This is a genomic window from Candidatus Kapaibacterium sp., from assembly GCA_023957315.1.
Lineage (GTDB): Bacteria > Bacteroidota > Ignavibacteria > Kapaibacteriales > UBA2268 > PGYU01.
On the sequence record JAMLHE010000002.1, the window covers coordinates 339668 to 361314 of the forward strand.

Annotated in this window: 14 protein-coding genes; 3 read left to right on the plus strand and 11 right to left on the minus strand. The window is 37.4% G+C overall.

Annotated features, from left to right (window positions below; translation table 11 throughout):
* Positions 1–77: 77 nt before the first annotated feature.
* From M9949_03295 to M9949_03315, 5 genes are all read right to left on the minus strand, one after another.
* Positions 78–4484, minus strand: coding sequence for a hypothetical protein (locus M9949_03295; GenBank protein ID MCO5250429.1), 4407 nt, complete (start codon positions 4482–4484; stop codon positions 78–80).
* A 589-nt stretch (positions 4485–5073) separates the two neighbouring features.
* On the minus strand, positions 5074–6024 hold the full coding sequence (locus M9949_03300; GenBank protein ID MCO5250430.1) for a Gfo/Idh/MocA family oxidoreductase: 951 nt from the start codon (positions 6022–6024) through the stop codon (positions 5074–5076).
* A gap of 80 nt (positions 6025–6104) precedes the next feature.
* Positions 6105–7313 carry an OprO/OprP family phosphate-selective porin gene (locus M9949_03305; protein MCO5250431.1) on the minus strand — a complete coding sequence of 403 codons (1209 nt, stop codon included), beginning with the start codon at positions 7311–7313 and terminating at the stop codon, positions 6105–6107.
* A 58-nt stretch (positions 7314–7371) separates the two neighbouring features.
* Positions 7372–7515 (minus strand): hypothetical protein, encoded by a 144-nt coding sequence (locus tag M9949_03310; protein MCO5250432.1) that lies wholly within the window; start codon positions 7513–7515, stop codon positions 7372–7374.
* Positions 7515–9089, minus strand: coding sequence for a sodium-dependent transporter (locus M9949_03315; protein MCO5250433.1), 1575 nt, complete (start codon positions 9087–9089; stop codon positions 7515–7517). The genes M9949_03310 and M9949_03315 overlap by 1 nt, the downstream gene beginning before the upstream one ends.
* 281 nt (positions 9090–9370) lie before the next feature.
* On the opposite strand from M9949_03315, the gene M9949_03320 reads away from it, so the two are divergent.
* The 3 genes from M9949_03320 (at position 9371) to M9949_03330 (ending at position 14515) form a co-directional block, all read left to right on the plus strand.
* Positions 9371–12910 (plus strand): PAS domain S-box protein, encoded by a 3540-nt coding sequence (locus M9949_03320; protein MCO5250434.1) that lies wholly within the window; start codon positions 9371–9373, stop codon positions 12908–12910.
* Positions 12911–12971: 61 nt separating this feature from the next.
* The gene (locus M9949_03325; protein MCO5250435.1) at positions 12972–13838 is read left to right on the plus strand and encodes a restriction endonuclease; all 867 of its coding nucleotides are present in this window, start codon (positions 12972–12974) and stop codon (positions 13836–13838) included.
* Positions 13835–14515, plus strand: a complete 681-nt coding sequence (locus M9949_03330; protein MCO5250436.1) for a hypothetical protein — start codon at positions 13835–13837, stop codon at positions 14513–14515. The genes M9949_03325 and M9949_03330 overlap by 4 nt, the downstream gene beginning before the upstream one ends.
* An 89-nt stretch (positions 14516–14604) precedes the next feature.
* Here the strand turns inward: M9949_03330 and M9949_03335 are convergent, their stop codons facing one another.
* From M9949_03335 to M9949_03360, 6 genes are all read right to left on the minus strand, one after another.
* A complete protein-coding gene (locus M9949_03335) occupies positions 14605–15876 on the minus strand; it encodes a M43 family zinc metalloprotease (GenBank protein MCO5250437.1) in 1272 nt (423 codons plus the stop codon).
* Between the two features lie 122 nt (positions 15877–15998).
* Complete coding sequence (locus M9949_03340; GenBank protein MCO5250438.1) at positions 15999–16550, minus strand: DinB family protein; 552 nt, start codon at positions 16548–16550, stop codon at positions 15999–16001.
* Positions 16547–18901 (minus strand): CotH kinase family protein, encoded by a 2355-nt coding sequence (locus M9949_03345; protein ID MCO5250439.1) that lies wholly within the window; start codon positions 18899–18901, stop codon positions 16547–16549. The genes M9949_03340 and M9949_03345 overlap by 4 nt, the downstream gene beginning before the upstream one ends.
* A gap of 221 nt (positions 18902–19122) precedes the next feature.
* The gene (locus M9949_03350) at positions 19123–19737 is read right to left on the minus strand and encodes a hypothetical protein (GenBank protein MCO5250440.1); all 615 of its coding nucleotides are present in this window, start codon (positions 19735–19737) and stop codon (positions 19123–19125) included.
* Between the two features lie 113 nt (positions 19738–19850).
* Entirely contained in the window at positions 19851–20501 is a 651-nt protein-coding gene (locus M9949_03355) for a hypothetical protein (protein MCO5250441.1), read from the minus strand.
* A gap of 224 nt (positions 20502–20725) precedes the next feature.
* Positions 20726–21454: a hypothetical protein gene (locus M9949_03360; protein MCO5250442.1), complete on the minus strand. Its 729-nt coding sequence runs from the start codon at positions 21452–21454 to the stop codon at positions 20726–20728.
* Positions 21455–21647: the final 193 nt, after the last annotated feature.

Genomic DNA, 21647 nt, shown 5'->3' on the forward strand with positions numbered 1-21647 from the left:
TAAATTATTGTGTTAATGCCTAAAACTTAATTACCATTAACACTATATACAAAGAACAATACAAAAAACCAGAGAGATTACGGAGTAACACTGAATATTTCTTCACCTTTTGTGGTGAGTTTCAATTCATAAGCATTGGTCGGGCTGAAAGCACCGTTAACACCGAAAATTCTGACGGTATAAGTGCCCGGAGGCAAGTTGTTAATTACTTGTGCCTCGTTAAAGTTGCCAACGCGTGTTCCTCTGCGGATTCTACGTTCGTCTGAGTTGTAAAGTTCCATGTTGTAGTTACCTGTAATTCCTGTTAAAGTCAAAAGTGACCTAAGGTTTGAAGAACTATTTGTAATAGAGAAGCTGAACCAATCTTCATCAGTAGCTGATTTAATCGTACCTTGAACAGGAGTATTTGTACCAATTGGCTTTGCTGTCGCACGTGTATCATTTGAACCAAATACTATATCATCGTCAATACCTCCACTTAGAGTTAAAGAACGTGGATTGTTAGCCGCTGAGAATTTAATATATTTCTCTGCTCCAGGATCACCTGTATAAGCAAAGCCACGTACATAATATGTACCCGGTACCAAGCCATTTACAGTAATTGGGGACCCGGGTGCTGCACCTTTGTAAACTACAACAGCATCGCCAATAGTGGAGCCTTGTCCAAAATTGTTGCTTGCATAATATGTAGTACCATCAACAGGGAAATCATCTTCAGTAATAGCCGAGCCGGCTTTAATTAGTATGATACCACTACCTGCAGTCAATGTAAAAGATAGACTAGTACTTGTAGAGGTAGTATTTGTAAATGCCAAAGCACTAACCTGCTCGCCTGGCAATCCGCCAAGTACATTAATTACCGGACTTGTAGCCGGAAGTATTGGGTCAATTGTACGAGGAGGTGCTGCCGGAGCAGTTACAGTAGCCAATATTTGATTACCTGTGCTATTTGCTGCATAAGTAAACCCATTGACAGTTGCGCTGCTTTGACCTACTAAAATCACACCTGCCGGTAAAGCTGTTGCAGTTCCGATTAAATTGCTAAAAGTTACTGTATAAGGACCGTCCGCAGGAACAACCGTTGGGTTGCCATATTGGTCTTGTAATTGAACAGTCATTGAGAATGGGAATCCACCTTCAGCGGGGTTAGCACTTACATTTGTAATAGCCAATTTATATTCGCTTGTAGAAATTGCTGCATCTTTATCATCATCATCATCAGTCAAAGCTACAAATACTGCCCATTCGCCTGCCAAATCTGTAGCTGCTATAGGAAACTGACCTACAAGTGGAGTTAATTCTGAAGCAGCAACAAAGTTTCCGGAAGCTATAGTTGCGTAACCGCTTCTGTAGTCTGTCCATTCATTACTGTTCCATTTTGCTGGGAAGGTTGTATTAAATGCTTCAGCTAAAGCATTGTCATGGCTCGTACCCCAACCGAAATCAACTGCCAAATCATCGCTTGGTGCAGTTCCTTCGGGAGTGATTGTCCAAAGTGCATTGATAGCTCTAGTTGGGTCACCACCGCGACCGAGTGTCGGGTTAATCAATACTGAGCTAACTTTTACAATTTGTTCACTGCCTGCTGTTTCAAATTGCAAGGATAATGGGCGGAATGTTGCCACAGTACCAGCACCAACAGGAAATACAGTAGCTGTGTTATCTACTGTAAGGCGTAAATTGCCAACAATGTGTGTTCCATCAACATATGCCGGTAAAACAGCAGAAGGCCCAAATGTCAAAGTATTATTATTAGTTGTGATTTGGAATAATCCGGTTAATGTCCCGTTAATTGTCAAATCGCCACCCAAAATTGTGGCAGCCGCAATTGTTAAATTGTTTGCAATATTATTAGTAAATACATTTGCAGGAATTGTAGTTTGTGAAGCATGTGTACCGAATACAACAGAACCGGCATCTGCTTTAATACTTCCTGATACGAGGTTTAACACTGATGTATTATTGAAAGTTAAAGTATTGACATCAATATCAAGGTTACTGACTGATGTGTTAATTGTGAGAATATTTGCAGCATCTAAAGTCAAGTTGCCAGTCAAAGTTTCACCACGTAAAAAGGTAAGTGACGGCATTAAAGCACCAAAGGTGGCATCTTCTAATTCATTTGCTGTTCCATTACCAGTGAATACCCATTCTGAAGTTGCGCCGTTAGCTCCAACAACAGTACCGGCACCTGAGTTATCAAAGTCTCCGTGCAAAGTAAGTGTTTGAGCAGCAGGAATAGTGAAAGCAGCAACACCTGTAATATCAAGGTCGCCATTTACTGTCAAATCGCCTGCACCCATAGTGTGGGTAATTAGTACATCTAAGTTGTATAATGTTGGGACACCGCTTACTTCGAATAAATCATCAGTCAATCCTACAATATGACCTGTGGATACCACATACGTTCCTGTTGCACCATTAATACCACTTGTACCCGGAGTACTTGTTGGCAAAACTTGTGAACCAACTGTAAAAGTTGTTGAACCTATATGCAAATAACCGTCTGTTAAAATAATAGTTGAAGTAGCAGTATTTGCTATTTCGATGTTATTACTTAATTGAACTTCATTACTTCCTGTGGCTCCTGTTTTGTTTAGTACCAAAACATCAAATGTAGCTACAGGGTCTTGGTCAGTATCACCACTAATTATTGAGTTTGTTGTTCCAATAAATGTAACAGTCGAAGCTGCACCACTTGTATATGAAGCTCCGGCATTATTTAATGTCAGATTGCCTCTGATTTGAACAAAATCAGCTGCTGCGTCAGTAACTGCAGCACCATCAATTAGTATACTATTAAATATCAAATTACCATTAGTATTGCAAGATATTACGCAATTATCTGTAAATGTAACTGTACCACCTGTTGCATTAAAGAAATCAGTTACTGCGGTTGTTAACGTGAATGCAGTACCATTTACTGTGAAACTTGAAGCAGTATTAACAGTTGTGGCAGCAGTAGCACCGATTATTACATCAAAAAATTCTAGATTTGCATCAGATGCAACTGTAATATTTTGTGCGACGACCCCTTCGAAATGAGTTTCTCCTGCAGTTATAGTCAACTCTGAACCTGCTGCTAAAGTCAAATCGCTAACGATTGTAAATTGATTAGCACTTGTTACATCAGAATTTGATGCTATTGTCAAACCGAAGAAAACTAATTGAGTTTCGACGTCATTAGTATTCGTTATTGTCTTTTGAATGTTATTTTCAAATGTTATTGTTCCGGCGGTTGCAACGAAAACCCCTAATGCGGCATTAGTAAAATCACCTGTGATTGTAAAACTGCTTGCAGTACCAGTTGCAATACCTGTTGCTGAATTAATCAAATTGTTGAATGTAAGAGTTCCGGTTGCAGTATTAGTTATTGTTGCTGCATTTGAAATAATTGTTACTGTTCCGGCTTGAGCTATGAAAGAGCCTGTGCCCAATACAGTAATAGAACCGGCAGTAGCAACTGTACCCGGGTCACCAATCGAAAAATCCGAAGTATTAGTCAATGTTGCACCAGAAGCAATTGCCAAATTTAGGAACGCATTTGTTCCGCCAACCATTTGTAAATTCTTCCCACCGGGATTTGTATTGGCAAAAGTTATTGTACCGGCTGTTGGAGCGAAGTTGTTTCCACCAATTTTGGTGAAATCACCTGTAATTGTTGCATTTGTAGCAGGTGTGGCAGCGGCTGTTCCGGTATTGATTAATACATCATAAAGGGACAAAGTATTACTATTTGCCCATAGTACCGAAACACCTGATGGATTAAAAGTTGCAACACCGGCAGAAGCTGTAAAACTTGTACTAGCTGCAATTGTAATCACTTCGCGGACTGTAAAGTCTGATGAAGTTGTAACTGCGGTGCTTGCAATTGCAGTATTCAAATTAACGAATTCACAATAGGAATCGTCGCTCACTGAAAGTGTTTGTGCAGCACCACCGGCAAATTCTAATGTACCGGCTGTTGCTAATGCCGGAGTGAATGAGCTCGTGCCTGTCAAAGCCATTGCTCCTGTAACTCGCATTGCAAAATCACCTGCATATGTTGCAGCAGCATCTTGAATTGTAAAGTTGTTCACATTGAGTCCAACTGTTCCGTTTCCTGATGCAAGTAGTGTTATCGCAGAAGCGTCATTAATTGTTAAATTCAAACGTCCAAGATTGTTCGCAGCCCTCACACCTGCACCGGCATTACCAAATGTAATGTCGCCGCCAACAGTTAATGTTACGGCTGTAGCTTGGTCTTCCGGGAGTAAAATTGAAGCGAGATTACTTAGTGTCAAGCTTTGGATTTCTGCATCAACATCTAATGTTACAGTATGCCCGGCAATCTCAACATCATCATCCGGTCCAGGGACTACACCACCAACCCAAGTTGTAGTGGTATTCCAATCACCTGTTTGGAATGATACTATCTGCCCAAAAGCATTTTGCCCTATGGCAAAAAATGATATGAAAGCAAGAATCAGACTTACTCTCATCATAGTTTTTTTCAAATACATATTATAACCCTTTATAATTTGTGAAAAAATTAAATTTGTTTCTAAATATTGATAAATTTCGACAGCTGACTTGTGTCAAGATGTGTTTCGCTTGAATGAGTATATAAAAAATACCATAACACTCCTTTAAATCAAAAAAAAATTCTCTTTTACAGAGTTCTTATTTCATTATCGTACTGTTTTCAGAAAACTTTACAAAAAAAGTATGCTCCAAACAAATTTTCTGAAATTAAACTATCGTGTTATGATTTGTCGAATCGAATAATCAATCACAATGCCACGTTTGAAATCTCGTGGTGAATTTTAGTTTGAGTTCAATGTTTGGAATGTTAGCCGACATGCGGAGTTTATATCAATTTTGTCGAATGGATTTCCATAATCCTTGAATCATTCAGCGATTTATATGTTCATTCATTTTTATGTCTGAATGTTCAATTAATCATTTCGCGAAGCTAAACGATATTATGTAAACCGAAATGATTAGCGACACCTAAAACTCAAGAAATTAAAATATATATTTCAACAGAGAAAATTGTGTTCAATATAAGCCAAAATGTCAAAAAACGTAAAATTAACCACCCTTCATCATTTGCGGATGCAAATACGAGGGCGACATTGTAATGCGTGTATGTCGGACTGCCCAACACAAATCTATTGCCGGGCGAGAGTCTTCTATCCCGAAGCCCGTTCCTGCGAGTATTGAGTGATACAATTCGGTATGGAGGTCCGTGAAGCCTTCGGTGAAATCAAGCTCTTCGCCATTGACTGTAATTGAGCGATATGTGGGCTTGCCACTTTCGGAGATGCTGGTGGGCAAATCTTCTTGGGCGATTGACAAGTACCAGCGAACGTTTGCATTTTGCAATTCGGTGAAGCCACACGCTTTGTTTTCGTCATAAATGTGGACTTCATTCCGCATGACAGGACCGAATATCCAAATTAGCATATCTAAGAAATGAATCCCGATGTTGGTGACTACTCCACCGGAGCGCTCTTCATCGCCTTTCCACGAATAATGATACCATTTGCCGCGCGAAGTGATATAAGTCAACACTACGTCATGCTTTTTGCCGGATTTGTCAGCAGCGATTCTTTCTTTTAGTGCTATGATTGCGGGATGATGCCTTAATTGCAATACATTATATATACGTCGCCCCGATTCGCTTTCCAATTCTGACAAGATGTCAAGATTAGAAGGTTTGAGCACCAAGGGTTTTTCGCAAATTACGTCGGCATCCACACGCAGAGCAAGTCTGATGTGAGCATCGTGCAAATGATTGGGCGAGCAAACGCTCAGATAATCAACTTTTTTGTCGGTTTCGTATCGGCGAAGCTTTTCCAAATGTCGGTCGAATCTCTCGAATTCTGTAAAAAATGATACATCGAAATCGTATTTGTCCAATATTCCGACAGAATCATGCGGGTCTAAAGCGGCGACTAAACGATTGCCCGTACTTTGTATAGCTTGCAAATGTCGTGGCGCCACAAAACCTGCGACGCCTGTAATTGCGAAATTCTTCATTTTCTTTGTCTTTTTAGTTCAATCATACAAAAATACCATATTTTGGGACAAATTGGAGAACATCGCAAAAAACGAAATCATCAAATGCCAAGCTCGAAATTAAATCGCCCTATCCAATTACTTTTTGAAATATCGCTTACCAAATTTTCACGAGTATTATGAGTGATTTCGAGTTGTGCTTTTGCACGGTGGTTGCTGATGTAATAAGTCAAGCAACCGGTCAGATGACGCTGTAATTCGGCACCTTTATATTCTTGGATAGCTTTGTCGGGAGTGACTTCTGCCATTCGAGCCGCAATTTCCAAATTGTTCTCGAAAATGTACGAACCTTGCAACAATAGACCTTGTCCGGCATAAACATATACTTGTGCTCCGTCATCAAGCCCTGTGAATGGGTCGTCACACATACGTTGAGCGAACTCTGCGTAAAAAGCAAATCCGTTGTATTTAAGCAAAGCATCTGCCATCAACATGCTGATTGTTCGATTTTCCAAAAGCTGACGCCCTAATTGACCACGGGTTCGAGTCGTTTTTTCGTTGATTGAATAAGTCGAAGCGAGCGACAATTTCGGCTTAGGTTCGCGAACCAAATCACTTTCGAAGTAATCGCCACCACGAGCAAATTTGCCCAAAGGTAATACCTCAACTCGTCCGGTGTAACAATAGTCTGCACCCTTAAGTTGTGGAGCATATCTGCCGTCACCATTAGAGAGAGCACCTCGGAAATTAAAATGTATATTTTCAATTTTTGTAGAATAATAGGCTTGAATTCCGAAATCTCTATCAAGAGTAAAATAGCTATTTACAATTGACCTATCGGCAAACTGTTGGTCACCGGAGGAAATTACGCGTTGTCTGTTGCCCGGAAGTTTGGTTTGACCAATTCCGATTTGCGCATTTGGAGAGAAATTCCAAAATACTGCTGCATCGCGGATAATATTGGGAACGTCTGAATCAGTTAAATCAAAATCACGGCGAGCAAATCCAAGTTGGATATTAAAACTCAAATATTTGTACAAGACACCGCCAAATCTTAGTCGAAGACGTCTGACAGCGAGCTCGGTTGATGCCGCACTGAAATCTTCATCAGAAATCGTATTATAAGTTATCTGATTTTGCATCCTGAATCTCATCATCACTTTTTGAGCCGAATCGGCAGTCATGAATTGAAGCCCGCTGTCGTTAAAGTCAAAACTCGCCGGAGAACGTGAAGATTCTTGGGCAAATGAAGTGAAATTTGCTATAATAAAGTAGCAAAATATGAAAGCAACAAGTATTAAATTTCTCATAATTTGTTAAGTTTTGGTTAATAAAATATTAACAAAAGTAATAAGAACTTTTAAATAATCAACTTTTTGATTCTTTTTGTTGGTTGCCGTTTTCTTTCCTAATGGTGAAAACTTTGTACAGACAGAATGTGAGCACACCAATTACTGTACTCCAAGCCAATATGAGAAAAATGTAGCCTTCGGTTGTCATTAAATTACTCATTATTTCACCTCTTTATTATTGAAATGTTCGTATTTGTGGTCATTCATTTTCCAACCGCGATAAACCATAAATACTAATAATCCGAAAATCGTTAACATCATCAATCTTGCACCCCATAGATAGGGAATATTTTCGGCGGGCACACCTTCCATCATTAATGTCGGTATGGCACTATCCCAAGTCCAAAATGCCATAATACCGATAAGATAGGTTGGCGTTACATATTTGATGATATAATAAAAGAATCTCGGTACTTTAATATCTGAGCCCTTTGATAATTCAGCCCAACCTTTGTCCATACCGTATATCCAAGCGAAAACGACTACTTCAATCAATGCTACAACAACAAGAGCAAAAGTGCCGGCCCAATAATCCATTTCGTCTAAGAAACCGAATTTCAAGAAAAATATCACAAAATGAATACAAACAAATAACCCAATTCCAACTATGGTCACAGCTTTTTTCTGGGAGAATTTGAATTGCTCTTTAAGAAATGAAATCACAGGTTGAGCCATTGCAACGGAGGATGTGATTCCGGCAAAAAACAGCAAGAAGAACCACAGAAATCCAACTATATTGCCAAATGGAATCTGTTGGAAAATAACCGACATTGATACAAAGCCCAAGTTGAACGAACCGCCCATGGCAATTGCCGTAGCTGTTGTAAGCCCGAAAAATGCTACTGCTATAGGGATTGCAATCGAACCGCCCAAGACGACTTCAACAAATTCGTTAATTGATGCTGTCGAAAGCCCGCTCAAAGCTATATCGTCCGATTCTCGTAAATAGCTTGCATAGGCGTGTAATGTCCCCATACCTACAGAAAGAGTGAAGAAAACCTGTCCCGAAGCGGCAAGCCAAATTTTTGAATCAGAAAGCATCGAGAAATCCGGATTCCAAATAAAAGCAAAACCATTCCATACGCTACGGTCGGGGAAATTAATCGGGTCGGGTACACCAACTGTGAACACATATATTAATAGTACAATGCCAAAAAAAATCAAAGTCGGCATTGCAAATTTGGCGAACCATTCAATTCCCTTGCTGATACCTTTGTATAAGATGAAAAGATTTGCAGAGATTGTAATCAGAAGAAAAGTATATGCAGTCAGAATACTACTGAAATGCCCTTCGCCGGCGCCTTGGTAACTTTTGAGGAAACTTTCCATATTAGTCAAATTATCCATACCGAAATATTCACCGGTAAGTGAAAAATATGCAAACCCGAGTGTCCATGATTCAATATAAGTATAATAAATCATGACTATGGTGGAAACCCACAAACCCAAAACCCCGAGATACTTCGCAATGGGTGAATTCCACATACTGTCCAACATACCCGGCATAGAACCGTGCCCATATTTGCCACCGTGTCTGCCTATTGACCATTCAACCCACATAAGTGGAATCGCCAATAGAAAGAAAGCTATAAAATAAGGTATCATGAAGGCACCGCCGCCGTTTTGTGCTGCTTGCACCGGGAATCTCAAAAAGTTGCCAAGCCCGACTGCATTTCCTGCCATCGCAAGTATCAGTCCGATTCGGCTGGTCCATCGTTCGCGTTCTGTTAACAAATTTCAGCCCCTAAATTATAATTATTTAATTCTGACTAATTACATTTTTTACAACTATAAATATAAAACTATTCTTTGGAATAAACCAAAGATTATATTAAATTTGTCATCATTGGCAATTATGGTACGATAAGTTGGACAAATCATGCCTTGACTAATTGATAATAATTTAACTGATATAAAGTGATAATTTGTCAATTATTTAAAGAAACTTGCTTATTCAGATATTTATGTATATTTGTATATAATGGATTAGGTTTGTACAATTGGGTTTTAATCAAATGAATTATCAGGACAAGACAAAAGATGAGCTCATAATTGAGTTAGAACGCTTACAAAGTGAAATTAGCAAGTTGAAATCAATATCCTCAAGTCAAAGTGATGAACAAGTTGGTGATTCAGCTCCATCTGAAGGGATTTCGGATAAATACGAATATATGTTTGTCCATAACCCACAACCAATGTGGATTTTCGACATTGAGACACTTAATTTTCTCGAAGTTAACGAAGCCGCAATCAATCATTATGGTTATTCCCGAGAAGAGTTTCTTTCGATGACGTTGAAAGATATTCGTCCTGAAGAAGACATTGATTTATTGATAAAGAAAATTGAAGAAACAAGGGATACTCATAATTCTTCCGGTGGATGGCGACATTTAAAGAAGAACGGCGAATTAATTGAAGTTGACATTTATGCTTATACAGTGTCCTTTCACGATAAAAATGCCCGCCATGTAACCATAAACGATATAACCGAACGAAGCCGAGCCGAAGAAGCATTAAGACGTACAGGGAAATATTATCAAACACTTATTGAAAAAGCTCCGGATGGAATTGTATTGGTAGGTCTTGACGGTAAAATAAATTATGCAAGCCCTTCAACATTGAAAATATTCGGATATGAAGATAATGCAACGCTATTTCCTGACCCAAATGAATCAACTCATCCTGATGATTTGCCCTATGTACTTGCAACAATCGGCGAAATTTTCGAAAACCCTTCAAAAGTTTCAACAATTGAATATCGTTTCAAAAATAGGGACGGCAGTTGGAATTGGATTGAAAGCACTTTTACAAATCAATTTGCCGAACCGGGTATCGAATCTCTTGTTATTAATTTCAGAGATATAAGTGACCGCAAGAAAATTGAAGAAGCACTACAAAAGAACATTGAAATATTTTCTTTGTTTATGGAACTTTCACCAATTTACGCATTCATAAAGGAAGTAACTCCCACATCAAGCCGAGTGCTGAAAGCGAGTTTAAATTATGTAGATATGATTGGTATCCAAGCATCAGAAATGGTCGGTAAAACAATGCATGAGCTTTTCCCGACTGAACTCGCTGACAAAATGACCCAAGATGATTGGGCTACAGTTGAGAATGGGGAAGTTTTTCAAGTTGATGAAGAATTTAATGGTCGCTACTATACTTCATTAAAATACCCTATCAAACAAGGCGACAAAAATCTGTTGGCTGGTTACACTATAGATATAACTGACCGCAAAAAAGCAGAAAACGAAATCACAATTTTGGCTCATGCTTTAAGGAGTGTCAACGAATGTATAAGTATTACAGATTTGGAAGATAATACTATTTTCGTTAACGAATCATTTTTGAAAACTTACGGTTATGATGAAAATGAGTTAGTTGGGGAGAAAATTTCCGTCGTTCGTTCATCTAAGAATTCTGAAGAGCTTGTTCAGGAAATTTTGCCTGCAACATTGCAAGGCGGTTGGAAAGGAGAATTGTGGAATAGGCGAAAAGACGGCAGCGAATTTTTGATTCAACTTTCGACTACAATTATTCATGATAAAGATAACAAACCATTCGCACTGATTGGCGTAGCGTCTGATATTACAGAAAAAAAAGCAGCCGAAGAAAAATTCAAAGAAAATCATGAACTAATGCGTATCGCAGGCGAATACGCAAAATTAGGTGGCTGGAGTGTCAATTTGGAAAATAATCTCTGCTATTGGTCAGATATAGTTGCAAAAATTCATGAAATGCCTCTTGGTTTTTCGCCTTCTGTTGAGGTAGGTATAAATTTCTATGCTCCCGAGTGGAGAGAGAAAATTGCCGAATCAGTCAAGAAATGCATCGAAGAGGGAATTTCATATGAAGAAGAAATGGAAATAATCACTTCTACCGGAAAACGTGTATGGGTAAAAGCAATAGGTGTGCCCGTATATGATGATAAGGGTAGAATTTTTAAAATCCAGGGAGCATTTCAGGATATTTCTAATCGTAAAAAAGCAGAGGAACTATTAATCGAAAGTGAGTTGAAGCATAGGTTGTTAATCGAGCAAATGCAAGAGGGATTATTAGTAGTTGACAATGATGATGTTATTAAATTTGTAAATCCTATGTTCTGTAATATTTTCGGATATGAAGAAAGTGAATTAATTGGGAAAATTGGATATGAAACGCTTTTGTTAAAGTCAGATAAAGATTTAATAATCCAAAAGAACTTAGAGAGACAACACGGCAACCCTGAACAATACGAATTAGTCATGGTGAAAAAAAATGGCGAACAAATAATAGTATTCATGAATGCTGCACCGGCTTTTGATAAAAACGGAAAAGTCATAGGCTCGATGTCCACTTGTAAAGATATAACGCAAAGTAAGAAAGCAGAGCAAGAATTAATCAAAGCCAAAGAACGAGCAGAAGAAAGCGATAGGCTCAAATCAGCATTTCTTGCTAATATGAGTCATGAAATCAGAACACCTATGAATGGAATTCTGGGTTTTGCAGGATTGTTGAAAAAGCCGAATTTGTCCGGAAAAGAGCAAATGGAATTTGTCGAAATTATAGAGAAAAGTGGTATAAGAATGCTAAATATTATAAATGATATTGTTGATATATCGAAAATTGAAGCCGGACTTATGGAAATTCGTTTAGCAAAGACTAATATCAACGAGTGCTTGAAAGAAATCTATAGATTCTTCAAACCCGAAATTGAAAGCAAAGGAATGAAATGTGACTTATTCAATTCCATCGAAAAACAAGATGCCATTATCAAAACTGATAAAGAAAAATTTATGGCTATTCTTACTAATCTTGTCAAAAATTCGATTAAATATTCTCATTTCGGCACTATTGAAATCGGTTGCCAATTCAAAGATACTCCAAATAATACAGAACTTGAATTCTATGTAAAAGATACCGGAATAGGAATCCCAAAAGAAAGGCACGAAGCTATTTTTGACCGATTTGTCCAAGCAGATATCGAAGATAAACATGCTTTCCAAGGAGCGGGTTTGGGATTATCTATCACCAAAGCATACATTGAAATGCTCGGTGGGCAAATTCGTGTAGAAAGCGAATTAGGCAAAGGTTCGACTTTTTATTTCACTCTTCCATATAATCCCGTCAATGGAAGTAATAAGCCTATAGTTAAAACGATTGTCGAAATACCTAAAAAGGATGAAATAGCAAATATGAAATTATTAATAGTTGACGATGATGCAACCTCATTTTATTTAATTTCCAGAATGATGAAGAAGCGCGCTCGGGAAATACTTTCAGCTGACAATGCTTTCGATGCCGTTGAAATCTGTCGCCAAAATCCTGATATTGACATCGTTCTGATGGATATTAAAATGCCCGGACTAAGCGGTCTTGAAGCTACCCAACTCATAAGAGAATTCAACAAAGATGTTATCATTATAGCCCAAACAGCATATGCACTTGCAGGCGACAAAGAAAGAACATTAGAAGCAGGTTGCAATGATTATATTGCAAAACCAATTTTGAAAAGCGCTTTAATGAGTATTATTCAAAAGCATTTTACAAATAAAATAATGAACTTGGATTAAACAGGATTTCCTGTTCCGTCAGGTGTAATATCTGACGGGACAAAATTTTAGAACAATACAAATGGAAAAAATTCAAAGCAAAGAAGTGCTTATAAAAAAAGCAAATGGTGAGATTGAGGCGTTTTCAGACATAAAATTGCGCCGTTCACTAAAAAATGCAGGTGCAAATCTCGAGACACAAGATGAAATAGTTTACGATATCCAAAATTTGATTTATGACGGAGTCACGACAAAGAAAATTTATGATTGGGCATTTTCGATTTTAGACAGAAAACAACAGCTTTCTTCAATTCGATATAAACTCAAACAAGCCATGCTTGAGCTTGGACCGACAGGATTTCCATTTGAACAAATCATCAGTATTATTTTCGCCAGGCAAGCTTATAATACCCAAGTCGGGCAAATCGTTGAAGGGTACTGCGTTTCTCACGAAATGGACGTAGTAGCTACAAGTGCAAATCACCAATGCCTGATTGAATGTAAATATTCGACCGACCAAGGCAAACGAGTCAGCATTCAAACGCCGCTCTATGTCAGGTCGAGAGTTGAAGATATAATAAAATTGAGACAAAAAATGCCCGAGTATAAAGATTTTTCTTTCTCAGGCTGGATTATCACCAATACTCGTTTTTCGGACGATTCTATCAAATATGCCCGATGTAGCGGCTTAAAACTGCTCGGTTGGGATTATCCCGAGGGCAATGGATTGAAGGAGCATCTGGAAAGAGAAAATATTTTCCCTGTGACATTTTTGACAAATTTGACAATCATCCAAAAACAGCATCTCTTTGAGCATGGAATTGTCGTTTGCAGACAGCTGCTCAACAAAATGGAAATATTAGAATCGTTTCACTTAGACAAGCAAAAGATGGATTTATTAATAAATGAACTCAATGTAATTGAAAGTTTGAGTCGGGAGCTGTTATGAAAATCAAAATTATACTTATTTCGCTATTGCTTTTTATCCTCATGCTAATAGGTCTGTTTTTCCTGTTGTTTGGGGTATATATTCCTTATAAATTGAGATTTGATAAGAATAATCCGGATTACAAGTTGGAACAAATCAAGATTGCCGAGCATCGTGCCCAAAGCAATGAGGCAATTTACTCAATCACCACTTCTGAGCTAAAGAATTTGATTAACAGCTCCGATTCGACTTATCAGCTTGTTTATCTTTTCAATTTAACTTGCCCTTCTGTCACACATATTACAAGCATTTTGAAAGATAGCATATTCGTATTAGAAGGGACTGAGGTTTTCCCTATATCAGTAGCGGACAGAACGCTATGCCCTCTGTTAAAAAGTTCATTGAATAACATTCCGACAAAAAGATATGTGATTGATTCTGAATTATATTACAGCTACTTTTTCGATATGTACGAGCATAATAATAATGCAAAAATCAACTTTTTGCAGACGATAAGAAAAGACATGTTTTATGAAGGTACAAAGGTGATACTATTCAAAGGATGGGATGACATCGTGTTTTACAATGATGACAAATATTATTTGAAGTCTTGGAAAGAAGGGATGTCGTACAAAGAAAGCACTGATAAATTTGTTTCAACACTGACTGCCGATATAAAGGGAATTACGGAGGAATAGGGATTCTCGTTAAAAATACAGTCTTTCCCCACGAATAAATTCATGGGCTATGTTTTTCGGACAGAACGCTATTTGCAGTCCCTACAAACCTACATCTTCACAAACATTTGCGTCCGGCTGCCAATACGGAGGTAATACACACCACGAGGCAGATGTGAAATATCAATTCTTTGTAGAGACACGGCATGCCGTGTCTCTACCGAGATTACACATTCCCCAAGTGTATTGTAGATATTGACTTCTGAACCTTCATCAACCCTACGGTTAACCGTAGGGTTGATATCTATTGCTATTTCGATATATTCACTTGCGGGATTAGGGGAAATTCCAAAATCTGTACTTGGTGTCAAGTCGTTGACTGAGCTGGCATAATCAGTGCCGGTACGAACAAGATTTTCATTATCCCAAAGCGGTTTACGTGTTTCCGATTCTAATGCTGCCAACATACGTGCAACTTGACCTTGGGTGAACATTTTGTAGCACGATGCATTATAATCCATATAATTCTCGCCATTGATAAATAAGCCGTCGCAATTTTTTGCACCACGGCATCCCATTGCAGCTCTATCACATGCAGGTGTGTCGTCAACATGGTCATTGGGCATTTTACAACCATCTTGGAAAGTATGCATTAAATTCAACCAATGACCGAATTCATGAGTCAATGTAGAAGCAAATTCCTTATCAATATTTCCGTAGAGATATCTACCATTATAAACCACTCGAGCAATACCAAGGTCGGACATATATTTGTTAGGATACCACGCATAACCTGAATTATTTGTAACACCATCACCCATCAAATCAGAGCAAATATATACATTCATGTATTTATAATTGTCCCATGCTATGCTTTCGATAAATTCATGAATAGCCGGGTCTGTTTTGGCAAGTCCCTCTTTGTCCGCGTAATATAATACTCCTGTGGTGGATTCGCCATCCGGTGCTACGCGTGCCAACCGAAATTCGATATTCAACACACCACGTCTTCCTATAAACAAAGAGTCAACATCATCGAAATCATCATTTAAGCCCTTGAAATCTTCATTTGTTTTTTGGAGAGCTATCTTGATAATGTCGTCGTTGACAATTTTGCCATTGAAATCAGTCCCAAAGACGTGTACTACCACCGGAATAATGATGGTTTTAGATTCGAGCAAAGAATTATTGTTTTTTATATGCCATGCCGTGTATTCCTCTAACTGAAGGCTATATAATCTGGCTTCCTCAGACATATTATATATGGACTCCATATCAACACATTCATGAGCAGTTAATGAAGGCTCGTCGGAGCAATGAAGTAAATAAGGAGACAGTAGCAGAGTTGCAAACGTTAACATTGTAACAATCTTTGTCATCATAATCATTCACTCAAATCATTGAACAAAATAAAAAAAACTTTTTAAAAATCATAATCTGTATATTTAAATAGACACAGAAAAGTACGTTTTGTTACCGAATTTTTAAATATTTTTATATTTTTTTACTTGGGCATCAGTTCAAGCAATTCTTTGGCTTGCTCCAGATGGCGACGTTCGTGAGTAACGATGATGTCAAAAGCGGTGTTCAATTTATACACAATCAATTTATTAGCAGGTGATGAAATCACCGCACCGCGATTGATTAAATCAGTTGATTCTTCTATTATCTTTTTTAATTCCGACTGGTGCGTTTCAAATCGTGCCAAAATATCGTCTTCAATTTCGCTTTTGGTCGGTTCCCAAATTGTGAAAGTCTTCATTTTTCTTCGCCTGTCAGGTTGTACGGCTTTGAGTATAGTTTTGCCAAAGAAATTCACAATGAAACCGAACTTTGCAACAAATGGTAATTGGTAGCTGCCTTTCCGAATTGCAGATATTAAAGGGAAATATGAACTATTGATTACTATCAGATGGTCAATATTCTGTGCAATGCTCCAAACCGAACTGTCAGGTTTCCAATTCCACTCATCTTTAGTCAAATTAGCAAATTTTGAATTGAAATCATTTGTGATTTCGTCAATTTGCTCTTTCAATGGCGATTTTAACATTTTCATTCATTTCTAATAACAATTTTTTCGACTTGGTTCTCTTTCTCACCTTGTATTACCAAATGATAAACTCCTGCAGGGGCATCAATATTGTGATATGTCGTATGAGGAATTCCACTATTTAAGTATTCATTTGCCAACTGAAGCTTCTGACCCAACAAATTCAAAAGATAAAATTCATAGTTGCCGGTATGTTGAGGTGTGAATTCGATTCTAAAGCTGCCCGATGATGGGTTGGGAGCAATGCCAAAATTTTGACCATAAGCGACGATATCATCTTCAACATTATCAGGCAAACATTCGATGAGGTTTAGTTCAATATTGAAAGTGTCAAGAGCATGTTCTTTTACAATACAGCTTCTATTTTGAAGAAAGCGATTGACATTGCCAATATTGACTTCCCAATCTTCGTAAGATTTTGGACTTCCAAAACGTACCCCCTGTCTTTGCACTTCATATTTTAAAGCATCAATGGCATCCCGAAAATTTAAAACAGTAGTATTGTAATTTAGATAATTATTAATTACAAATTCAAACCTATGAAAAAATTGAGTTTTAAAATCTTCATTGTCCATCAATTTTCGGAAAAACAAAGTTGCAACAGGTGGTGCACTCCAAATATCTCTATCTGTGTTTAATGAGTGATGAAACATATTATAATCCAAATAAATCAAGGCGGCGTCGCTATCATAAACCACCCATCTCCACTTGCTTCCCTCATTTTGCGAACGCCAACATTTCATATTTTGAACGGGCCAATCATTATTGGCAAGATATATATTTAATAATAGATAATCAATGAAACTATTAATATCAATCCAATCCTTAACTCTATTGTAGTTATCGGGCAAAGTCAAATCGTGATTTTCGATAAAATCATATAATTGCAAATAGTCATCATTACTTCCCTCAGAGGCAAATCCTGCATAATCGGTAATAATATCAACACTATCAGAATCTATTTCATAGTAAGTTGAAATAAAATGATCATCAGTTCTTTCATATATATAATATATACCCCAATATTCGCCATTCAAATACAATATTACCGGTCGCGATGCACCGACATCAATATCTAATTGCGCTGCAAATTCGTTAGAAATGTAATTCTCAATGCCTGTTTCTCTCCCTGAAGATGAAAAGGGTTTGAGTATGAGTCTTTTGAACTCCGTTGTATTTCTATCATCGAATAACTTATAACGAATAACATTTTTTCCGTAAGAATTACGAGCATACATTCTAAATCCTTTTTGAGGATAAACTCTCACTATATTACCGTGCATTCTCAAACCAATATTTTGCGAAAATCCTACAGAATTGTCAGGTTCATAGAATTCTACATAAGCAAGGCGTTCCCACGTTTGACCGCGACCCCAGAAATTTCCAGTCCACCATGAATTTGTTGAATCCCAATGAACGCCCGGAACCATAATACCTGTTTCATAGTCGAACAAATCTTCATGTTGTACACTCAATGATACTATTGGTAAAATATTATGATTAATACCAAGTTCGTTAATGAAATACGAGTGTGTGATTACATCGCTGACCTTGTCGCCTGTAGAATTGAAAACTGCGGCTTTGATAATAATTGCTTTGGGTACAGAATCTATTGTCGGGGGTTTATATAAATCCGGTGGTGAAATTAGAATTTGTGAAATGTTTTTTTGTGAGTGCAATCGGGAATCCATCATCAATGGACCTTCATATAATTTGGAGGCTGGGGTTGGCTCGTTTCCGTCAGTTGTATAGTATATTTTGTTTTCTTGACGTTTGTTTTCTAAAGTTAGCACGAAAGTTTCATCATAAATTCCGCCACGATGTGAGAAACTTAGCTCATCAATTGGTGCTTGATACCAATTAGTTTCGCCGGGAGTTGGATTTGAAAATACGTACATCTGACTACTGCCGTCAGGAAATAAGCCATAACTATGGTTTGATTGTAACGCTATTGCCGGCAGCATATGAACAATTTTGCCGTCAAAAGTCAGGAACAAGTCCTCACCTGCGGCTGCTATTGCAAAATTTGTGTGCAATTCGGCACCCTTAATTGCACGGTCTTTGTTCGATGCAAATACCACAAGATAGCCGTATGCCCCAATTGTAGTATCGGGAAAACACCACCTTTGGAGTTCTTTTCCTTTATCCGAAAGGCAATATCCCGACAAATTGATTGGCGATGAAGTATTATTATAAATCTCAATCCAATCGCTATCGTCACCATCTTCATCAAAGTAAAATTTGTTGTTCGACGACATAAATTCGTTGATGAAAAGAGATTGGGCGTTTGTTGAGATTGACAAGAATAGAGTGAAAATCACAGAAAGCAATAAGCTTTTTTTCAGAAGAGCATACATAATTCCATGTCCCGAATATATACAAAAAATAAGGTACTACCTTAGCGGATATACCCTCCAAAAAGGTTTGCAATATCTTTCCGGAACAAGCTCAATCGGAAATTGGCTTTAGAAAAAGAAAAATTTATTTGCTTTGCTTTCAACATAGCTAGTCTTACGAATTCCATAAAATCTTATTGTTAAGAATTCGCAAAGAATTGAAGTTTTTTTTTGCGGACTATTTACTTGTCATCAACCAAATCATAAATGGTCGGTTGTGCTAATTGTTCGGGCACTATAGTATTGCTGAAGGTAAATGTACCGCTGAATTTCTTGGTCATGGTCGGAGTAGTATGCTTGTCACCAAGAGTAAGGTTGTTGAAAAAGACTGTTCTTGTGCCATTTGCGTTTTGCTTGACATATAAGTTGCCCGTCGTTTTGACTCCTGTGATACTTGATTCATCTACCCAACTATTCACATTTGTACCGTCTGTAGCCTTAATTCCCATGCTGAATTCATTGCTTTCGTGGGCAAGTACAGATTTACGATATTCTAACTTTGTAGTGCCGCTTGCAGTCGGAATCTCTTTGCTTAATTTTATAGTAATCACATCATCGTAGTCATCTCCATAAACAAAAATCCATACTTCGTCTAAAGCAGATTGATGAAACTGGCTTATCTTATCCATAATATGAACCTCTCCGTCAATGACCATTGTGTTGTTTGCGGCAAGTGCTTGAGTGTTATCGTTTTTATTATCATCGTCATTGTTTACGCTTTTATCTTCGCTACAAGAGATGAATAATGCAATTGTAATTGCAATAAGTATAGTTCTAAAGAAAGTATTTGAAAGCATATCTTGAATCCTAAATATGAATAAATAATAATAGCAAATATAAAAATAAAATTTAGTATTGCCAAATTAATTACTTAGCATTAAAGATTTTATTCTTAACTCTTGGTTATTTTTTATTTGATTTCTAAATAAAACACATAAAAGTGCTCCAAATTATACTTCTCGCTCCAGATTTCGGGTGGTTCATGATTCAGAATGCAGTAATTATTCCATCCTGAACCGTGATCATACGGTGGAGAATATGCGAAAATCGGAGTGCGCTTGCCAATGGCAATAGGATTACCACCATCTTTATGGTTCAATTCTCGTAATATGTAATTTTTGTCGCCATCGAGCACCTTCATCATATTTAAACTTTGGTAATCAATTCGCATATTGAAAGTATCATTTTCCAATTTTCCGCCGAGTCTGATGGAATACTCCTTAGATACATCCGAATATGCAACTTGGTCACAAAAATTGATATTATAAATCATAGTATCATTTCCTACGACGAAAGTGTTCTTCTTGTCCACACAATCTAAGCCCAAATCGTCAGTATAGCTAAATTTGCCGTCTTTGTATTCATCATAAGAAAGCAAGAATCTTTTACCTTTCATAGTGGTATCATTGCAAATGATTGTAAGCATCTGGATTCCATTCAATTCATTTGCCATTAACAAATCCTTGTCTTGGACGAGTCTGAAGCTGATTTTGGTGCTATCCTGTTGGGCAATAGCATCGAAGGAAAAGAATAAGCATAATAGTAAGAGTATCGTTTTCATTTTTTACCTAACCATAAGGTTTTACATCATTATACGAAAATACGAATTAAATGCAAATTATAGCATTTAGATGAATTTTATTATTCAATTTGCGAAATGACAGTCAATTATTACGCAGGAGTTAAGACCTAATACAAAAAATGCCCTACACTTTAAAGCGTAGGGCATTCATGATTTGTTTATTTAAAGAGCCTTTAGATTGTTCTTTTCAATATATTATCGCATCATTTCTTATGCAATTTGAAGCTGGCTCTAATATTGTTCTCAATTTTATTACGATAAACCAACATACTCGGTACGAAAATGCTACCATTGGATTCTGTAAACATCACCTTTGGGTCGAAAGCGAACTCATACCTATATTCACCCGAATCATCAATTGTAATCGGCGGATTGAGATTGAATGTGAAATTCAATACAACAGTTGAAAAGTATTCAAAATCGTGAGCTTCGCCATTTTGGTAATACTTACCTCTTACAGCGATTGTGTTACGGTCCGAAGTCACAAAATCTTCGAAGTAAGGCTTAGTAAGATAATTCACAAGGTCAGCAGGCGTTAGTCTGTGCATTTCTATCTTAATTTTGTTATATGTTCCTTCTTTTAAAGAGGCATCAGCGAAAACAACTCCTGAATTATTCGAATCCGAGCGAACTACAAAAGCACCGGTCACAAATTGAAGTCCTTTGCTTTCATCGAAAGTAGTGTCGTTGGAAGTAGTATTTCCTCCGTGAAACTTAACTCGAGAAATCAACAACTTTAAGTCAGTTATTACGAGTGAGTCTGCATATTCTGCGCTCTGAAAAGCGTCATTGTCCTTGTTAACCATCGAATTTACGGTGGACTCTGTCATAGCTGAACTTAAAACAACCCTGTTGCCTTGCGGATTGTTAGAAGTATCGGAACAAGAAACCGCGAAAAAAGCGGCTATAAATGCAAATAAAATCCATTTCATAAATCCTCCAAAAAAATGTTACATCATAATTTATGACGTTAATTTATATGACGGTTAAGGATTAGTTAAGTTTCATTTCTTATACTTGATGAAAGGTGTAGATTTTGTGAGATTATGATGAATGCTGTAATAATTTCTTGTATAAAAAAAATGTACTACAATTATTAAATTGCAGCACATTATTTATTATATT

Excerpts from the sequence above, each read along its gene's own strand:
- M9949_03355 (MCO5250441.1), bottom strand. The coding sequence starts at position 20,501 with ATGAAAACGATACTCTTACTATTATGCTTATTCTTTTCCTTCGATGCT.
- M9949_03300 (MCO5250430.1), bottom strand. The coding sequence starts at position 6,024 with ATGAAGAATTTCGCAATTACAGGCGTCGCAGGTTTTGTGGCGCCACGA.
- M9949_03350 (MCO5250440.1), bottom strand. The coding sequence starts at position 19,737 with ATGCTTTCAAATACTTTCTTTAGAACTATACTTATTGCAATTACAATT.
- M9949_03360 (MCO5250442.1), bottom strand. The coding sequence starts at position 21,454 with ATGAAATGGATTTTATTTGCATTTATAGCCGCTTTTTTCGCGGTTTCT.
- M9949_03330 (MCO5250436.1), top strand. The coding sequence starts at position 13,835 with ATGAAAATCAAAATTATACTTATTTCGCTATTGCTTTTTATCCTCATG.
- M9949_03335 (MCO5250437.1), bottom strand. The coding sequence starts at position 15,876 with ATGATGACAAAGATTGTTACAATGTTAACGTTTGCAACTCTGCTACTG.
- M9949_03325 (MCO5250435.1), top strand. The coding sequence starts at position 12,972 with ATGGAAAAAATTCAAAGCAAAGAAGTGCTTATAAAAAAAGCAAATGGT.
- M9949_03320 (MCO5250434.1), top strand. The coding sequence starts at position 9,371 with ATGAATTATCAGGACAAGACAAAAGATGAGCTCATAATTGAGTTAGAA.
- M9949_03340 (MCO5250438.1), bottom strand. The coding sequence starts at position 16,550 with ATGAAAATGTTAAAATCGCCATTGAAAGAGCAAATTGACGAAATCACA.
- M9949_03295 (MCO5250429.1), bottom strand. The coding sequence starts at position 4,484 with ATGATGAGAGTAAGTCTGATTCTTGCTTTCATATCATTTTTTGCCATA.
- M9949_03310 (MCO5250432.1), bottom strand. The coding sequence starts at position 7,515 with ATGAGTAATTTAATGACAACCGAAGGCTACATTTTTCTCATATTGGCT.
- M9949_03305 (MCO5250431.1), bottom strand. The coding sequence starts at position 7,313 with ATGAGAAATTTAATACTTGTTGCTTTCATATTTTGCTACTTTATTATA.
- M9949_03345 (MCO5250439.1), bottom strand. The coding sequence starts at position 18,901 with ATGTATGCTCTTCTGAAAAAAAGCTTATTGCTTTCTGTGATTTTCACT.